Raw genomic sequence first — 413 nt, 5'->3', positions numbered from 1 at the left:
GTGCTGGCCGTTGCTCCGCTGATGGCGGCGCCGTTGGCCTTCCACTGGTAGGCCAGGGTGACCGGGGCCGGAGCCCAGGTTCCCGGGACTGCCGTGAGCGTGGCCCCGACTTTCGCCGTTCCGGTGATGGTGGGAACCGGTGCGGTCAGGATCTGGTCTGCAGCCACGACTGGAGCCGTCGCCGCCGAGGTCTTCTCGGCGGTGGTGTAGCCGGTTTTGGAGCCGGTCACGGTGACGGTGATCGCTTTCCCGAGGTCGGCCGCGGCCGGCTTGTAGGTGCTGGCCGTTGCTCCGCTGATGGCGGCGCCGTTGGCCTTCCACTGGTAGGCCAGGGTGACCGGGGCCGGAGCCCAGGTTCCCGGGACTGCCGTGAGCGTGGCCCCGACTTTCGCCGTTCCGGTGATGGTGATGGT

The 413-nt window shown here is 69.7% G+C and carries 1 pseudogene; it reads right to left on the bottom strand.

What is annotated here, in order from left to right:
* Window positions 1-413: pseudogene (locus AC1DK9_RS16545) on the bottom strand (carboxypeptidase regulatory-like domain-containing protein); the annotation flags it as partial.

This window comes from Arthrobacter sp. 01T414 (genome assembly GCF_056398965.1).
The sequence above is the reverse complement of the archived record's forward strand: the minus strand, read 5'-3'. Positions and strand labels throughout refer to the sequence as shown.